The organism is Borrelia duttonii Ly, assembly GCF_000019685.1.
Classification (GTDB): domain Bacteria; phylum Spirochaetota; class Spirochaetia; order Borreliales; family Borreliaceae; genus Borrelia; species Borrelia duttonii.
In genome coordinates this window covers 14950-30816 of the sequence record NC_011256.1, presented here as the reverse complement: position 1 = coordinate 30816, position 15867 = coordinate 14950, and the positions used below count along the sequence as shown (strand labels likewise).

Genomic DNA, 15867 nt, shown 5'->3' with positions numbered 1-15867 from the left:
GTGAATATATATGATCTACCTCTTTTTAAAAAGATGCAAAGGGAATATAAGCGTGAATTTGGTGTTGATATTGCGTCTTTTATTAAACCAAAACCAGTAGTTGTTGATTTTAAAAGCTTTGAAAATAAGTTATTGACTAAAAAATAACGTAACGTGTTACTTGATATTGAAAAGAATAATCGAAACAAAGTTATTTTATCAGGTGGGATTGCGAGTGGTAAAACATTTTTGGATAATATTGCTCTTTGTGTTTTAGAGAAGGTGTCGGATAAGTATTATGCGTTTATATTTCAAGATCAAAAACCAGCTGTTGATCCATATGTTATGAATACAATAAAGGTAATAATGGGGAATTTAAATGTTAATACACTTTATATTGAAGATAGAGATGATATTAAAGGATCTGGGGCTTTGACACGTGAATATGTTAGACTTCGAGACAATATGGAAAATTACTTTAGAATTGCACCAACAAGACCCAAAACAAATAAACACGCAAGAATTGTTTCTTTTTTAAAACCATTTACTTATAACAAGATGCATTTGTTAGATTATAGTAGTCGTTCTTTATTTAGTGATATTTATTCATATAATGGAGATGGCGAAGTTCATGATGATGCTCTTGATGTATTATCAGTAGCATATTTAATTATGTCTTTAAATTATCGTGATAGAAGTCAACATTTTACTAAATTTACTTTCATTTAGTTTGTAAATTATTGTATAATAATTATATAAGGAGATTCTTTATGGAGTATATGCAAATGGAACCTGTAATTACTAGGCAGATGGTACTAAATGAGCTTGTAAAAGCGGGTATTAATAGAGAGATTGCAGACGATTTATCTTATAGATACTATAAGAATGAGCTTACTACTAAAGATCTTCAATATTTAGAAAATAATTTTAATCTTAAACTGGAAATATTAGAGCGTGGTTTAAAGGCTGAGATTAGAGAACTTGATACTAAGATTGATACCGTAGAGAATAATTTAAATATTAAGATAGATATTAAATTTACAGAACTTGATAACAAGATAGATGCTAAATTTACAGAGCTTGATAACAAAATAGATGTTAAATTTAATGAACTTGATAACAAGATAGATACTGTTAGGAAAGATATGGAAGTGAATAAAATGGAACTTGATACTAAGATAGATATTAAATTTAATGAGCTTGATACTAAGATAGATAAATTTGCATCAGATGTTAAAGGAACATTTAAATTACATGCTTGGATGTTTGGGACTATTATTACCATTAATGTAGGAATATTTATAGCATTAATATCTATGCTATATGCATTGTTTATAAAGTAAGTTTAAATAAGTAAATATTTCTTCTATCTAAATAATAAGTTTAATTTTTTTGCAATTTTTATAATTTTTGCTATTATTTTTTAGCAAAAATAAATAATTGATCTATAATTATTTTTTGTATATTGAATAAGGTTAAGTAGGGTTGTAAAGGTTGGAGAAATAATGAAGTACAATTATAAAATCAATTCTTATGAATTATATAAATAATGTTGCAGAAGATGTCCTGCACAATGGAATCAACTTAGAAGTTATTTATAGTACTGCTTTACGTGGTATTGAAGATACGTTAGATAAGCTAAAAGTAGAACTTAAATAAACACTATTGAATTGTATCATATATTGATGAGATGTGATGGTGTAGTAGGCGAAAGGTAACAATTTGTGGGTTCGGTAGGCAAATTTAGGTAAAGGATTTATGGAAGTATTTGTAAGTTTTGGGGATATGACTACAGGGATATTGGGAATAAAGGCGGGGATTAAAAAAAGTGAAATTGTTGCATATTTTAGTAAAATAGCGATTAGTAATACAGTAGATGAAGGATTAAAAGAAATAAATAAGTTATTAGGAGAGATTAAGCAAGGATAAGGTTCTGAGTCTAAGGCTAATTAATATGTGAATTAATAATCTATTGAATATAGATAAAATTATTAGATAAGAACGCTGATAAAGGGAGCAATAAAGCTCTCTTTTTTTATTTGCGGTATTGTATGTGTTATATAAGTCATATTTTTTTGCTTCTTTTAAAGATAAGCTAGAAAAAAATAAAAAATAAGGAGGCTAGAAGAATGAATAAAGAGAAAAAAGGAGAGGGGAAAGTAAGAGTAATATTATTGATGATGATGATGGTGATGATGGGATGTAATAGTGGAGGAGTGAAAGGAGAAGGGACAGGAGGAGGAGACGGGAGAGGATTAAGTGGGGCAATGATGGAAGTAGGGAGAAGTGCAGAGAGAGTATTTTATGCATTTATAGAGTTAATGTCAGATACATTAGGATTAAAAGTGACTAAGGATACAAATAGAAGTGATGTAGCGGGTTATTTTTATAGTTTGGGTGGTAAACTTGGAGAAGCATCAAATGAATTAGAAAAAGTAGCAAGTAAGGTAACATCGGGTGTTGATAAAAGTGATGCATCAAAAAATTCAATTAGAGTTGTAGTTGATGCATCTAAGGAAGTTTTAAGTTCATTGAAAGGGCATTTAGAGTCTTTAAAAGATATAGGTGATAGTGAAAAGGTAGGTGTGTCAGTCTCTCAAAACCAAGGAGTAGCAGCAGCTGCGCTTGAATTAAAAAAAGCATATAATGCATTTAAAGGAATAGTGGGTACAGCCGGTAAAGAAGGTGTTGCAAAGCCGCAAGCAGGAGAAACGGCAGTAAAAGTAAATAATGCAGATAATAAGGATGGAGTTAAAATATTAGCTACAGATCAAGGTCCAGGAGCGGCAGTGGGAGAGAAAGCAGCAGCAATAGTATCATCAGTAAGCGGAGAGGAAATGCTGGCATCAATAGTTGCATCAGGAGAAAATGATCAAGCATTAGGTGGGAGTGATGCCGATGCTGCAACAAGTACATTAAAGTTTGCATTAGGAGGTAATAAAGATAATTTAGCAAAAGATGTAGCAAAGGCAGCAGCAGTAGCAGGGGGGATAGCCTTACGTTCATTAGTGAAAGGTGGTAAATTAGCCGCACATAGTAGTGATGATGACAAAATAGCACAATTAGTAGGAGTAAGTGCAGTAAATAAATTATTGGGAGCAGTAGAAGAAATAGTGAAGAAGACGGTAAAGAATGTTTTGGAGAAAGTAAAGGAAGAAGTAGATAAGGCAAGAGAGCCAAAAGCAGTAGGGCAACAGTAAGAGTTGAATATAGTTGAAATGATTAGATCAGAATTTTATTAAAGGGAGCAGTAAAGCTCTCTTTTTTTATTTGCAGTATTGTATGTGTTATATGAGTTATATTTTTTTGCTTTCTTTAAGTAAGCGACAAGAATTAAGAAAGGAATAAAAGGGGAAATGATAAATAGAGTGATGATAATGATGATGGTGGAGATGATGATGATGGTGATGGGATGTAATAGTGGGGGAGTAGCAGGAGGAGAGGGGAAGGTAGACTTAGCAAAGAAGAATAGTTTTTTAGAGTCATTAGTGGCGATCGGAGAAGGGTTTCAAGAGATTTTTGGCGTTTTTGGGAGTGCAATGGGGGATGTATTAGGATTTAATGTAGTTAAAGTGGGGGATAGTAGAAGTAAAGTTGGAGAACATTTTAAGAAGGTTGGAGAAGGAATTATGACAACTAAGAATAAGTTACAAGAGCTATCAGATAAAATATCCGAAGTTAAGAATGCTGATGGAAGTAAAATTAAAATTGTGGAAGATGCAATTCAAGGAGCAAGTGAGGTTTTTGACAAATTAATTGATGCTTTAACTAAATTATCTGGTGTAACTAATGATGGTAATCCGATTGGTGATAATGTTGATAATTCCACTGTTGCAGCTGATAAGGCTGGAGTTGAAGCTATTATTGGGGGAATTAAGACAATTGTTGAAGAAGCAGGAAAGGCTGGTATAAAAATTAAATCTGGAGATGCTGGTAATCCAATAGCTACTGCAAATGCTGCTACTGAAGCTATTGCTGTGCTTGGAGGTCATACTAGTAAGGCTACTCAAGGAGCTGGTGATAAATTAATAGGTGAGGTATCAAAAGCAGATCCATGGGCAATGATTGATAAGATTAAAAATGCTACCGCAACTGCTCCTACGCAACTTAATGCTGGTAGTCATGATGCTGGAATATTAGCTGGCTTCTAATAATAATGCTTCTGCTGGTGCTGGAGCAAAAAGTAATGCAGACTTAGTAGCAGCAGTAGCTCTTAAGGCAATGACTAAGAGTGGTAAATTTAGTGCTGCTGCATATGCGTCTAGTTATAATAAAAAACTTCAAGAAAAATTGGGTATCTTGTTGGGAGGGTTTAAGCCTCAGTTTGAGGCAAATTTCAACGAAAATGCTGGTTTGTCGTTTGAGCTTGCTTTTACTAAGAAGTATTGATTCTAAAATTTAGAATAAAATTAAGCATAGTTTTTAATATATTTATATTTGTGTTCTGTTACCTTGTAATAAGGTAACAATTCTATAAAAGTTGACCGTAAAATGAGAAAAGTTGACTATTTTTTAAAATAAATATAATATTTATACGCAATGATTAGTATAAAAAAATTTTTTAAAAACATCAAACATCAAAAAAATGTTAAACAAACATTTAACAATAGTACAAATAATATAATCGAAATAAATCCTAAAGAAATTATTAATTTTTGCAAAAATCATATCTTAATATCAAATAGTACAGAACTTAAAGCAATAGGCATCTTACTTGCTTCTGGTATTCCCTTATCTAAATTCACCAACAAAAACTTTACTATCACTAATTATACAGATGATACTATTACTTACAGATTATCATCCAATTTACAAATTAGAAAACATACATTGGTAAACTCTAAATTAATTATAAACGCCATTTATTCTCTAAAAGAACATAATTTCAATATTATTACTTGGAAACTTAACAGTATTATTAAAAAACTATTTCTTGAAAGTACAACTACTAAACATTTAGAATGTATTTACTATGTTATTTCTAATTCCTTAAACAAAAAGGATAATTTTTATTCTTATGAACCCATTTCAAAAAATCCAAAATACAAAAGCATAAAACTTGTAAATAAAACTACCCCTCTAAAGAGTCATAAAAACTTAGTTTTCATTAATTCATTTCAAAATTTACGTCTACATACTGCAAATTTACTTTTTTATAAAAAAAGCAATAATAAATTACAATCTACTATTGCCAACCTAATTGAATCCTTTTTTCTCGATCCAAACTCTAACAAAAATATACATAATCTCAAATCACACATTAACCTAAATCTAAAGCAATTAGGTATTTCCTATAAAAATACTCACAAAATGCAAAAACAAATCTTTTCTAACACCTTATTGTCGTGAACATCAACTAAATTCACTTATTTTTTACTTAACAATAAACCCTAAAAACACTATAATATTATATAAGGAGATTTTCATGGAACATATGATACAGCCAGTAGTAACAAGACAAATGGTCTTAAATGAGCTCGTAAAAGTCGGGATGGATAGAGATATTGCTGACGATTTATCTTATAGATACTATAAAAATGAACTTACTACTAAAGATCTTGAACTTCTAAAAATGGCATTCAAATCAGATATTAGAGATCTCAATAATAAAATTGATACTAAATTTAATGAACTTGATAATAAAATTGATACTAAATTTAATGAACTTGATAATAAAATTGATATTATTGAAAATAACTTAAAATCAGATATTAGAGATCTTAATAATAAAATTGATACTGTTGAAAATAACTTAAATATTAAAATTGACACTAAATTTAATGAACTTGATAATAAAATTGATATTATTGAAAATAACTTAAAATCAGATATTAGAGATCTTAATAATAAAATTGATACTGTTGAAAATAACTTAAAATCAGATATTAGAGATCTCAATAATAAAATTGATACTGTTGAAAATAACTTAAATATTAAAATTGACACTAAATTTAATGAACTTGATAATAAAATTGAAATTAACAAAACAGAACTTAATAGTAAATTAAAATTAAATAATTGGATGCTTGGAACTATTATTACAATTAACGTAGGAATTCTTTTAACATTAATCTCAATAATCAACTCAATTATAAATAAGTAAACATGAATTACTAATTCTACAAATCTTTCATTAGCAAAATCAATAATTCATATTAATCTCTAGTTAACTTTGAATAACCTCTGGCTGAATAACTCCTGGCTTAGTAGCAGGCTTTTTAGCTGCCTTAGCTTTAGTTGCTGCTTTTGCTTGTGCTTGATCTTGTTGCACAACCCGTTCTTCTGCTTGATCTACAGATTGATCTTTTTGATCTTTTTCTTCTCCTGATTGATCTTCTGGTTGTAACTTAATTTTAGGTTCAACTATCTTTTTTCTTTCTAAATTACCAAGAAAAATTTCCTTATAATCTCTATGAAGAGTCTCTAAAAAACCAGCAAGTAAACTATATTTCCTTATTTCGCAATTATAATACAGATTGTCCACTAGTTGAATTTTGATATCCGAATTATCTACATATTTCTTGCTTATCCAATCTTTAACATATGAAGATACATACTCATAATCAATATCATCAGAATTTAGTATTGGAAAATTAACTATTGTCCCATCATTTTTTTTAGACTGAATCTCATCGCTCATATAAGTTTGCCAAAATCTATCCCTTCTCAAATAAAGTCTTCTTATCAAATACTTCAACGTAAATTTCATATCGTCTCTCCTTTTGCATTTTGCATCAAAATTTTATCTTTGTCTGGATCTTGCTCTTGATATTGAAGCATAATTCCTAAACTAGCAAGAGAAAGTCCTTTGGTTGTTTTGAATCCTTCAAAATTAGTGTTAATTTGTGGCCGCGGCGGGCGTACAGCAATATTATCTCCCCTACTCTCTTCGTATAAAGGGTATAACTTTGCAATATCATCACTAGAATCGCCATTTTCAATACTTCCTACATAAGATCGTATTTCTTCTTTAACCTCCATTCTCAACTTTGCCTTTTCTTCTTCTCTCCTTCTGATTCGCTCTTTTCTTTCTTGTTCTTCTTGCCTAAATAACCTCTCTATATATTCTTGTTGTCGTTTGAGCTGCAGTTTGCGTTCTTTTTCTGTTTTCTCTTTTTCTTTTTTTTCTTCTTCTTCGTCTTTCACATTTTTTGACGCATTAAATTCAAAATTTTTGCCTGCTAATCTTATTTTTTCGCCATATTTTTCTTTTGTCGTCGTATAATTTTTCTTATACTTATGCGAGTACCAATCTTTGAATCGACCCTCCCATATGAGATCATAGTCGTTTATTACGCCATCTTTTCTTTTCATCATCATCCACACTTTGTACTTGTATCTGTTGCCAAATTGCTTTAGAAAGTGTTTCAAAATATCTTCGATATCATATTCTTTTCCATACTCATTTATGGCAGTCTCCAAATTTAGCAGGGCGTTTATGTACGTTGAATCGTTGTTGCTCAGCTCTTTCACCTGTTGCATATAGTTTCTGCTTATTTTGTGAACATCGATCAGTCTAGTTTTTACGCCAATTCGTTTGAATCGCACTTTTTCACTTTTTTGTTCACCACTTTTTGGTTTTTCACATGAAAGACTTTTTGCAGAGTTTTTCTCTAAAGAGTTTTTAGAATTCTCTTTATTTATATTGCTTATATTAGCTTTATTAATAACGTCCGGTGTTTGCACATGCGACATTTTGATGAGACTTTTACATTCTTTGAATTTAGATAGTATTCCAAACTTTTCTAGATTTGTGTAATTGAAAGTTGTATTTTTTATGTCTGCATCAAAATCGCCGATGATTTTTTTATCATGTAGATTTTCTGTAAGTAATTGTATGAGGTATTCTAGGATTATATCTTTGTGTACATGAGCAAGTTCCATGTTTTGTACATAGTAAGCAATACTTCCTTTTTGTTCACCAAGTTTTCTAATTTTAGATTTTATCAATCCCATTTCATTTAAGAGTTTTATATCTCGTTCAAGTGTTCTTTTACATACTTTTTTTGCAGAATCATTTTCTAATAATTTAAGTACTATTTTTTGGATATCACAAGCTGAATATTCTTCAACGCCCATTGATTGTTTATAATTTGTATTTTTAGTATTTATTGCCCAATAAACTTTAATTATTCTTTTATAGCGTTTAAGCATCTTGATTATTTGCAATTTAACATATGACATTCGTATTGTTTGACTATTATTGGGATCTTTATGGATATTTAGTTCTACAAGGCTTTTTAATATTGCATTTATTTGACCTTTTGGGTCTTGAAATTTGAAATTCTTATTATCTTTTGGTATACTTAGCATAGTTGATTTTTATTTTTGTCCAAAGTTTGGATTTTCTTTTTTGAAGAATCTTTGGACTTTAATTTGTATACTATTATATATGAAAATTTCACTCTTGACTAGTTTTGTAGTTAAGGTGATTTTTTTATATACCATTCTTTTGATTGAACAAACTTTAGAAACAATTTTTGTGAAATTTTCATATATATAGTAAAAAAACATGTCATAATTAGTATTTAAGATGTTATTTTGCACCATAAATACTAATTTTAAATTAATTAAATTTTATTGTCAATAAAATTGTTTTAGCATGCTAAAAGAAATTTTATAAATTGAAAATTATAAATATTCTGTAGATAATATTTATATCATCATTTAGATTAATTGTTTCTTTTATATATATTAAATATTTTTTTTATTTGTTATATAAAAATTATTTTTTGATTTTTTATAAATAGGATTATTTATTGTACTTATTAATTCTTTGTTTAAATTTATTTGAGTCTGTTTTTGTATGTTTTGTATTATTTGTTTTAGCGTGAATATTTCTTCGTCTTTGTTTTTTATTTCTTTTTGTGTTTCTTCCTTTATATTTTTTATTTCTTTTTGTGTTTCTTCCTTTATATTTTTTATTTCTTTTTGTGTTTCTTCCTTTATATTTTTTATTTCTTCTGTTAATTCTAAAAATGCTTTAATAAATGTTGTTGTATTGTTGTTATTGGTTTTAATTCTTTGTATTGCCGTTAATGGATTTATTTTATGCTTTTTATCATATGTACTTATATCTTGCTTTATACTTTCTATTTTATTTTCAATAATTTTTTGAGTATTTATTTTGGTTTCTAGGTATCTCATGTTTGCTGTCAAATGATATATTATGTCTTTAGGAATATATTTCTTTTCGTTATATATTACATATGCGTTTAGTTTGCTTGCTTTTCTGCAGAGAGTTGGATTATCAATTGTAAAATTGAAATTTTCTTTTAGTATTTTTACAACTTCTCCAAGTTTATATAATTGTATTGTTCCTACTTTTATCATATTGATTTTATCTCCTTATAATAGACATTTGATATTTTATTATATCTAAAGGTTAATCTTTAGTTAAAGATTTATTTATTAATATTATTTAAAGCTGTGAAATAGCTATTTAGCAATATTGACAATTTTTTATTTATTGTTTATTTTATTAGCATTGATTTTATTTCCGAGATTAAAAGAGCAAGTTACTTTGCTTTTATTGATTTAATAAAGTTAGGTTAAGAATGGTGAAGTAATTTTGTTTGTCATTTTTAAGGGCAACAGGAGGGGATTTGGCTAATAACCTAAAAAAACAACTTAATATCATTGGAACTGTTGTAACAGGAATAGTTATTTGTGTTTCAGGATTGGGAACTTATGCTTTTCAAGGATTTTTAGCTGAACTGAAGAAAGATCTTCTCGAAGAATTACGTGTTGAATCTGAAAACAGACTGAAAAATGAATTTGAATCCCTGAAAAATTTTTTTAAGGAAGATGTAAAAAAAGATATTCAAAAGTTGAATTTAGAAAGTAAAGAGATGATATCAGAAGTAGAAACTCTTCTGTTCAAAGAAAGACTTAAAATTAAGCTCGCATTCAAAGAAGAGTTGAATAAATGTTTCGATTCTCTAAAGAGAGTAGGGGAAGAAGTAAACAGAGTAGGGGAAGAAGCAAATGATGAAAAATAAATTGTTTGTTTTTCTTTACGACTTTGCATATAAACTCTTGAAAGATCATTTTATAAAAAAATATAAATCGGAATTGCTTGAAAGTGCTGTTCCTTTGAAAAATTCTTCTTATCAAGTGTATGAAAAAATCAAAGAAATAGAAAAACATAGGCTAGTAGTTCCTTTTCAATATAATTTCAAAGAACAAAATAGTGCTATTTGTAAGTTTGGATGTTATTTTTTGTGCATTTTGTTTATTGCATTCGTCGTAAAAGAGATAAAAGACAAGATTGAAAAATGCTTCGACAAATTCGAAGTTGATTTGATTTTCAAAAGTCTTGCTTCTGCTGGATGTTTAAAAGATGCAAATTCATATGTTCTTGATCCAAATTTAATATTCAAAAGTCTTGGAATTGGCGATGATATTCATTATCTCAATGTACACTACTCCCCTACTGAATATGAGCCCGATAGTTGTGATATTTTGATTGGGAAATATAAAGATAGTAAAAGTGATTTATACCATTTTGTGATCGTTGATAATGATTTGAATTCTATTATTTGGGATTCGCTTGGCAGTTCCAAAGCCGTAAATGACGGTGTTCTTGAATCTTTACGAGTGTTCAAAATTATTGATTCGTCTATTGTTAGTGACGTTAGACAAAGACTTGCTTTGTATCGTGAGCAATTTAATAAATTATAAAAAATTTGTTTTAGGAGGTTTAAAGTGAGTGCGATCAGAAGTGTGAATAAGCTTTTTGATGCGGTAGTAGCAAAAGATTCTTTACTTGAAGAATTAGATGGTTTAGTTGGAGAGTCTAATACTAATCTTGTACGTGAAGGGATGAAATTGACAAGTAACATTCTTAGTTTCATTTACTATATCAAGAATGAAATTGCAAAAAGCAATGAAAAAAAACGTGCATTTGAAATATTTGATTCAAAACTTCAAGGAGTGCTTGATGTATCTATTGCTGCTTGTAGGGCTATAGAAGATGGTGAGAATTGGGATGAGTATAATAGGCTCATCAAGCTTAGAGGTCAAATTGCTAATGAGATATTACAAAAATTCAAATCTGAATCAGTGAATCATTATAGGTGAATAGGTGAGGCGTTTATGAATAGATTTGTTGTAAATAAAAGTTATTTTTTGTCTTTGCTTTTAGTGGTCATATTCTTTTCTTGTAAGCATATTCCAGATCTGCCTGTTCAACCTGCACTGCTCCATAAAAATGATCCTGTAAGTTTGGGTATTGATGAGGGTGCGTTATTCAAATATGCGTTAAGCCTCAATTTATGGCTTATTGATGCTAAAAGTTATGTTGCTCGTTATTACAAGAGGGACAAATTTCCATATTTTGAAGATTTTGATACTACATACAAAGATAATAGTGAATTAGAAATTGCTGAAAGAATTGCTTATTACAAACGTTATATACAAGGAACAAAACCTATTGTTGTTTCTGTATATCGCAAATATACCCAGTTGTACTTAGAAGAGTAGGGGAGAATATAGTGAATTTACAAGAAGAAGGTGAATTAGAAACTGCATTAGAAGAAAGAGAATCATTAGATTTAGTTACAGATGCTCCTTCTTCTGATGATTTGGTTTCCGCAGTGTCTAATGAACCTTCTGAACTTGTTGATTCAGAATTGATATCATCTGATGATGATTCTGATTCTACTGATTCTGATTCTACTGATTCTGATTCTACTGATTCTGGTTCTTCTGATTCTGATTCTACTGATGTAACAGGTGATATCTTAGATGAAGAAGAAAATTATTGTAATTTGAGCATTATTTTTTTTACGGACGAAGGTCAGTTTTTTGATCTTACGCCTTATGCAAATATATCAAGTATTTCTTTAGAGCTAAAGATTGTAGATCCCACGTTGAAGACTGCGACAAGTAGTTTCAAGTTTGATGCAGGCGGACTTTCAAATGAATTTTTAGATTTTCTATTTTTTAGAAAAGAAGATGTATATGTGCAGGTTAAGGATGGTAAAAAACCTTTATTCAAGGGAATTTTAGAAAAATTTTTCAATCGCGAAGTTTTGAACTCAACTCAGACTATCAACTTTGTAGTGAACGATTATTCTAAGCTTCTCAACATTGTTTTTGAAAAACCCATTCAGTTTCCGATCAATTTCAATCCCGATTGGCTGTATGTATATAATCCTTTGATCAAAGAACAATCCCTAGTACATCTAATTTTGGGCAAAACTAAGCTGAATGATTCACTTGATGATGATCGCTCTGAGAGTATCCTAAATCGAGTTCCCGCTGTAATTATTGATGAGGGTGAGGATATACAGACAATTCTTTCAGCTTTGCTCTATGAATTTGGATATGCGTATACATTTACAGGTGATGGAAAACTGCAAATTTTACCTATTTGGAAAAGTGAAGTTATAAAGAAGGATGTAGCTTATTGTTCGATAGATGCAAATAGCTATGTTTTGTCCAAAAGTAGTTCTAGTAGTTATGATTCTAACAGGGTTATTTGGAGAGAAGGTAAATTTCAAACAAAAGAAGAGTCTATTTCACAAAAGCGACCACTGTATTCTGCCCCTTTTCAGAATTATGGGGGTAGTTATTATGTTGCAGTGTTGCAAAAAGGAGTAGTATATCCTGATTTTGCAGACAAAATAGGTAGTGTTGTTTACCAAGAATATGATCCTAAATGGTTTGATACTGCTTATAAGTGGGATTTTACTAGAAAAGAAGTATGGCATAATCATTATGCTCTAAATGAGCATTTAGCTGTAGTTTCAACGCATAATCTTGAAACACGATTTAGCGCCGATTCTGATATTAAGCTTGTTCATGAGGAGTATTATCCAACAAAAGCGCGCATTTGGTTCAAAAATACATCTTCAAGTCAAGGTTCTCGTTATATTTATTATGTTGATATATATGGTGATGTTTTTTACACCACTGCTCGGAATACACTGCAAACTGATAATGCTGATGATTTTTACAGCAAACGATTCGAATATTCTACCCGATTTATTTTTGATTCTGGGTCTGCTGTTAGACTTTTTGAATTTCTAACTAATTTACGGGTCAAAGGCCACACAATAGTTAATTTCAGGTCAATTCAGGAATTAGATCTTACAGATTTTGTACGTCTAAAGTTTGAAGATTCAGGATTCGAACATTTTTTCTTGATTCTTTCAAAGAAAATTACCGGATTTGACATGAATATAAGATTGTATGAGTATGAGGGTCTTACATGGGGAGATTATACGCATTATGATTATTTGACCACTTCTCAGCATATAGGTGCTCAATCTCATTTAGAAGCTGTTAGTGAAGTTGTGGTCGCACCTTTTAATTGTCAATTTTTAGCGGATGATAATTTTCAAAAACCTCATTTTGTTGCAACAGGCTTCAAAGATGAAGTGACAATTCAGGAGGCTTTTGAATTTGCAAAACGCTCTTCAACAAGCAAAATAAGACTACTTCCAGGTGATTTTTACTTGTATGGATCATTGGATATATCTAATTTACAACTTAGAGGAGATTATGGGGTTGTTTTGAGACCTAGTGGTTTTGTAAAAGATGTACTTGTAGCAAACCGTTCTTGTAAGTTGTCAGACATGACTATATTACATCAACCTATTAGTGAATTTTGGATCAAGGGAGGTTCACTTAATGATAGTGAACATTTGAATTCATATTTAGAAGACAAAGAGTTCATTGGTGCTCCTGATTTGAGATTGTGTTCAAGTTATAAGGTAAGAGAAGAAGAGAGAACTTCTGTTTACGCAACTGATGCTAGTTTTTTGTATTTGAAAAATATCATATTTCGCAACAATCAGGCCTTGGCATTAAAAGTTAGTGGTGTTCAAAAAATTCTTTTTGAAAATGTTATTTTCAAAGATACAAATCAAGGTTTTGTTGTTGATGATGTTAGTAATATGACACTTATTGGGGTGGAGATTGATTCTAATAAGAATGCATCGGTTGCAAGTGGATTGAATGTCATCATTAGGGGTGGTGTGATCAAGACTAATGAAAATGGTTTACATCTCAAGCAATTTTCAAGCATTAAGGTTAATGCCGTTGAATTTAGCAATAATAAGGGTGTTGCATTCAATATTAGCGATATTGTAAATGCGAGACTTTCTGAAAACAACTTTATAGAAAATGAGGTGGGCTTGAAGAGTAGTTCTTTTGTTGATTTGTTAGTAAAAGATTTTTTTGTAAAGAATGAGCTTGGTATTTCTTTGACAAAGAAGTCTGATGTTGAATCTAGAATTGTTGATTTGAGTACTTACCAAGAGAATCTTAAAGACAAAGAGGAGGCTGCTTAATGGCTATTAGTGATGATGATTTTGAAGACATTAAAAAACGTCTACAGACTGATAATGTAAAAATCCAATTTGGAGTTGGAAATATGGAACAAGCAAAGACTTATGTTGGCAAACTTGGTGAGCCTATTGTAGTAGAAGATAGGGGTTTGTTTGCAATTTGTGATGGTAAGAGTAGTGAGAATCGAAAGTATTATCCAATCAATAAGGGACTTCCTCCAGTTTTAGATGATACTTTGGATTCTTATATACAAGATTTGGTTGAGCGATGTTTAGAGAATACTTATCCAGGCTTTTTGACGGCTGAGTTTGCACGAGAAGGTTCACATTTGACCCGTTCTAAGTTGATTGAAGCTTTTGAAGCAACAAAGAAATTTTGTTTGCCAGATGGTCGCAGTCTGCCTGAAGGATGCTTTGTAAGAGAGAAATTTGGAATATATTCTGCACCAAGTCTGTCGGGTAGATTTTTGAGGCACTATGATCCTCATGGATCTTATGATTATGTGCGTAGTATTGGTGATACTCAAAGTGATTCTTTTCAAAAACATGATCATTCAATCAACAGAGATAGTATCAATTTCGATGGTAAGTTGGTAAGAAGTTTTGATCAGCTTTACAAAACTGGTGATTGGTCTACTGGTGATTATAGGTTTGTGTACAATATGAGACTTGGTGATTATATTTCGAAATACGATTTTCCAAGCTATACAGAATACTATGGGGATAGTGAAACTAGGCCTGTAAATTTGGCCTATGTATCTTTTTACAGATATGATTGGTGATTTTCATGAGTATTAGCCAGAAAGATTATGAAGAGATCAAATCTCGACTTTCAGACAAATCTACCCGCATACAATTTGGGATTGGAAGTTACCTTGATTCTAAAGGTTATACGGGCTCTATTGGTGAACCTATTGTGTTGAAAGACAAAGATGTGTTTGGAATTTGTGATGGTAGTAGTATTGCAAATCGACGTTATTATCCAATGAATAAGGATATACCATCTATTTTAGATGATAATTTGGATGCTGTTTTAGAGCATATGGTAGATTTTTTCATTGAAAAGGTTGCTGTTGGCACTTTGACCTCTAAATTTCCGGTTGAGGGTTCAAAGTTGAATAGGTCTAAACTCATTGAAACATTTTCTAATACAAATAAATTTTGTCTGCCAGACGGTAGAAGTTTACCATCAAATTGTTATGCGACTCGAGTCTTAGGTATAACTTCTGCACCAAGTCTTTCAGGTAGATTTCTCAGGCAATATGATGCTTCAAATTCACGAAGTTTAGGCGACACACAAGGCTATGCTCTAAAAAATCATCAACATCGCATAAATTATGAAAGAGTGAATTATGGTTATGGGCAAAATTTATTCAAAGAAGCTTATACAAACTCAAAAGGATTTTCAGATAGTTGGTACTGGAAAGATGGATCTTACGGTTTTGTACATAATCTAAAACTTGGTGATCCTATATATTCTCATAGATTTTCACGTTATACGGGTTATGAGGGTAGTAGCGAGACTAGACCTAAAAATTTAGCTTATTTGTGGTTTTTTCGCTATGATCTGTGAATCAATGTAGAAGGAGTT

The 15867-nt window shown here is 30.4% G+C and carries 17 protein-coding genes and 3 pseudogenes; 17 read left to right on the top strand and 3 right to left on the bottom strand.

Translation table 11 applies throughout. The features are described 5' to 3' along the window. The 10 genes and pseudogenes from BDU_RS09055 to bdr (BDU_RS08850) all read left to right on the top strand — a co-directional run bounded on the left by BDU_RS09055 (position 1) and on the right by bdr (BDU_RS08850) (position 6082). A complete protein-coding gene (locus BDU_RS09055) occupies positions 1-147 on the top strand; it encodes a hypothetical protein (protein WP_404801592.1) in 147 nt (48 codons plus the stop codon). An 84-nt stretch (positions 148-231) separates the two neighbouring features. Continuing rightward, positions 232-708: pseudogene (locus tag BDU_RS06965) on the top strand (phage terminase large subunit family protein); the annotation flags it as partial. 41 nt (positions 709-749) lie between these two features. Beyond that, a complete protein-coding gene (bdr, locus tag BDU_RS06960; RefSeq protein WP_041177944.1) occupies positions 750-1322 on the top strand; it encodes a Bdr family repetitive protein in 573 nt (190 codons plus the stop codon). Between the two features lie 190 nt (positions 1323-1512). Then, a complete protein-coding gene (locus BDU_RS08860; RefSeq protein ID WP_318250854.1) occupies positions 1513-1638 on the top strand; it encodes a hypothetical protein in 126 nt (41 codons plus the stop codon). An 81-nt stretch (positions 1639-1719) separates the two neighbouring features. Continuing rightward, positions 1720-1893: pseudogene (locus BDU_RS08370) on the top strand (variable large family protein); the annotation flags it as partial. 215 nt (positions 1894-2108) lie between these two features. After that, positions 2109-3179: a variable large family protein gene (locus BDU_RS06955; protein ID WP_012539649.1), complete on the top strand. Its 1071-nt coding sequence runs from the start codon at positions 2109-2111 to the stop codon at positions 3177-3179. A 156-nt stretch (positions 3180-3335) separates the two neighbouring features. Beyond that, positions 3336-4260, top strand: a pseudogene (locus tag BDU_RS06950) (variable large family protein); the annotation flags it as partial. 9 nt (positions 4261-4269) lie between these two features. After that, entirely contained in the window at positions 4270-4368 is a 99-nt protein-coding gene (locus BDU_RS09050; RefSeq protein ID WP_404801594.1) for a hypothetical protein, read from the top strand. A 150-nt stretch (positions 4369-4518) separates the two neighbouring features. Continuing rightward, positions 4519-5328 (top strand): hypothetical protein, encoded by an 810-nt coding sequence (locus BDU_RS06945; protein ID WP_012539648.1) that lies wholly within the window; start codon positions 4519-4521, stop codon positions 5326-5328. A 76-nt stretch (positions 5329-5404) separates the two neighbouring features. Next, positions 5405-6082, top strand: coding sequence for a Bdr family repetitive protein (bdr, locus tag BDU_RS08850; protein ID WP_012539647.1), 678 nt, complete (start codon positions 5405-5407; stop codon positions 6080-6082). Positions 6083-6145: 63 nt separating this feature from the next. On the opposite strand, the gene BDU_RS07595 is transcribed toward bdr (BDU_RS08850), so the two are convergent. From BDU_RS07595 to BDU_RS08365, 3 genes are all read right to left on the bottom strand, one after another. Continuing rightward, the gene (locus tag BDU_RS07595) at positions 6146-6688 is read right to left on the bottom strand and encodes a hypothetical protein (protein WP_012539646.1); all 543 of its coding nucleotides are present in this window, start codon (positions 6686-6688) and stop codon (positions 6146-6148) included. After that, a complete protein-coding gene (locus BDU_RS07590) occupies positions 6685-8292 on the bottom strand; it encodes a plasmid maintenance protein (protein WP_012539645.1) in 1608 nt (535 codons plus the stop codon). The genes BDU_RS07595 and BDU_RS07590 overlap by 4 nt, the downstream gene beginning before the upstream one ends. Positions 8293-8673: 381 nt before the next feature. Beyond that, positions 8674-9312, bottom strand: coding sequence for a hypothetical protein (locus tag BDU_RS08365; protein ID WP_012539644.1), 639 nt, complete (start codon positions 9310-9312; stop codon positions 8674-8676). Between the two features lie 272 nt (positions 9313-9584). Here BDU_RS08365 and BDU_RS06920 point away from each other — a divergent pair, with 272 nt between their 5' ends. From BDU_RS06920 to BDU_RS06890, 7 genes are read left to right on the top strand one after another with little or no spacing between them, the layout of a single operon-like run. Continuing rightward, positions 9585-9980, top strand: coding sequence for a hypothetical protein (locus BDU_RS06920; protein WP_049752327.1), 396 nt, complete (start codon positions 9585-9587; stop codon positions 9978-9980). Then, positions 9967-10662 (top strand): DUF261 family protein, encoded by a 696-nt coding sequence (locus BDU_RS06915; RefSeq protein WP_012539642.1) that lies wholly within the window; start codon positions 9967-9969, stop codon positions 10660-10662. Before BDU_RS06920 ends, BDU_RS06915 begins: the two co-directional genes overlap by 14 nt. Before the next feature lie 24 nt (positions 10663-10686). Next, positions 10687-11061, top strand: coding sequence for a hypothetical protein (locus BDU_RS06910; RefSeq protein WP_012539641.1), 375 nt, complete (start codon positions 10687-10689; stop codon positions 11059-11061). A gap of 15 nt (positions 11062-11076) precedes the next feature. Continuing rightward, positions 11077-11463 (top strand): BBA14 family lipoprotein, encoded by a 387-nt coding sequence (locus BDU_RS06905; protein WP_012539640.1) that lies wholly within the window; start codon positions 11077-11079, stop codon positions 11461-11463. An 11-nt stretch (positions 11464-11474) separates the two neighbouring features. After that, complete coding sequence (locus BDU_RS06900; protein WP_012539639.1) at positions 11475-14279, top strand: right-handed parallel beta-helix repeat-containing protein; 2805 nt, start codon at positions 11475-11477, stop codon at positions 14277-14279. Beyond that, complete coding sequence (locus tag BDU_RS06895; RefSeq protein WP_012539638.1) at positions 14279-15058, top strand: hypothetical protein; 780 nt, start codon at positions 14279-14281, stop codon at positions 15056-15058. Before BDU_RS06900 ends, BDU_RS06895 begins: the two co-directional genes overlap by 1 nt. A 5-nt stretch (positions 15059-15063) precedes the next feature. Further along, positions 15064-15849 carry a hypothetical protein gene (locus tag BDU_RS06890; RefSeq protein WP_041177943.1) on the top strand — a complete coding sequence of 262 codons (786 nt, stop codon included), beginning with the start codon at positions 15064-15066 and terminating at the stop codon, positions 15847-15849. Positions 15850-15867 lie beyond the last annotated feature (18 nt).